This window comes from Pseudomonas sp. Wu6 (assembly GCF_019891515.1).
GTDB lineage: Bacteria > Pseudomonadota > Gammaproteobacteria > Pseudomonadales > Pseudomonadaceae > Aquipseudomonas > Aquipseudomonas orientalis_A.
On record NZ_JAFLXH010000086.1, the window covers coordinates 1 to 1,251 of the forward strand.

The window sequence follows — 1,251 nt, forward strand, 5'->3', positions numbered from 1 at the left end:
TGAGCTGGTCTAATAGTCCCGGACACCTCAATAGGTGAAACTACACCTATTGAGGAGTATTCCATGACCAAGAAGTACAGAAAATTCGACGCCGCTTTCAAGCTAAGAGTCTGCAAGATGATTGTTGACCAAGGCCTGAGCGTGAACTCCGTTTGTACCGATTTAGACTTGAGTGACACTGCCGTGCGCCGCTGGGTCCAGCAGTACCAAGCCGAGCAGTTAGGTGGTACAGGGATTGGTAAACCGTTAACCAGCGAGCAACAGCGTATTCGTCAGCTTGAGCAGCAGATCCGCGAGCTGAAGACTGACAACGATATATTAAAAAAAGCTACGGCCTTCTTTGCCCGCGAATTGAAGTGATCCACCAATTGGTTCACCAAATGCAATGCAAGGCCTACCCGGTAATACGTATCTGCCGGGTTTTGCGGATCAGCCGTTCGGGGTTCTATGAAGCTCGTCAGCGGTCTTTTAAGCCAAAAGCTGTCTGTCCGGTTGCAGCTCAGGTCAAAGCTACGTTCATGACCAATGAGCACTGTTATGGCAGTCGTCGGGTGATGAAAGCACTGCGTAGCGATGGCGTATCCATTGGGCGGCACAAGGTCCGTCGGCTGATGAAACAACAGGATTTACGCCCGATCTGGAAGCGCAAGTTCGTTCATACCACCAACAGTAATCATAATTTCCCGGTAGCTGAGAACCTGCTCAACCGCCAGTTTAACCCCGAGCAGATCAACCAATCATGGGTTGCTGACATCACTTATATTCGCACTCGAAGCGGCTGGCTGTACTTGGCGGCTGTCATGGATTTGTATTCACGCAAGATCGTAGGCTGGTCCATGGCTCCGCATATGCGCGCAGAGTTGGTGTGCAGTGCTATGCAACTAGCCATCACACAGAGACAGCCTAAACCGGGTCTGATCGCGCACTCAGATCGGGGCAGCCAGTATGCAGGCGCTACTTACCAAGCCATGCTGACACGACATGGCTTGCGCTGCAGCATGAGCCGCAAGGGCAACTGCTGGGACAACGCAGTCATGGAACGTTTCTTCTTGAACCTGAAGATGGAGCGTGTTTGGAGGAAGGACTATGCCAATCATGATGAAGCAATCAGGGACGTCACGGATTACATTGTGCGGTTCTACAATGAACGACGAATGCATTCATCGTTAGACTATTTGCCGCCCAATCAGTACGAGCGGCAAACAGCCTGAAAACACCGATTGAGGTGTCCGGAAAAAGTTGACCACCTCA

1 protein-coding gene is annotated in these 1,251 nt (G+C 51.2%); it reads left to right on the plus strand.

The window, feature by feature from the left end; translation table 11 throughout:
• The first annotated feature begins 63 nt into the window (after nucleotides 1-63).
• A protein-coding gene (locus tag J1G34_RS26895) for an IS3 family transposase (RefSeq protein ID WP_122582746.1) occupies nucleotides 64-1,211 on the plus strand; the annotation gives its coding sequence in 2 pieces (ribosomal slippage) (nucleotides 64-319 and nucleotides 319-1,211; 1,149 coding nt in all).
• The last annotated feature ends 40 nt before the right edge of the window (nucleotides 1,212-1,251 follow it).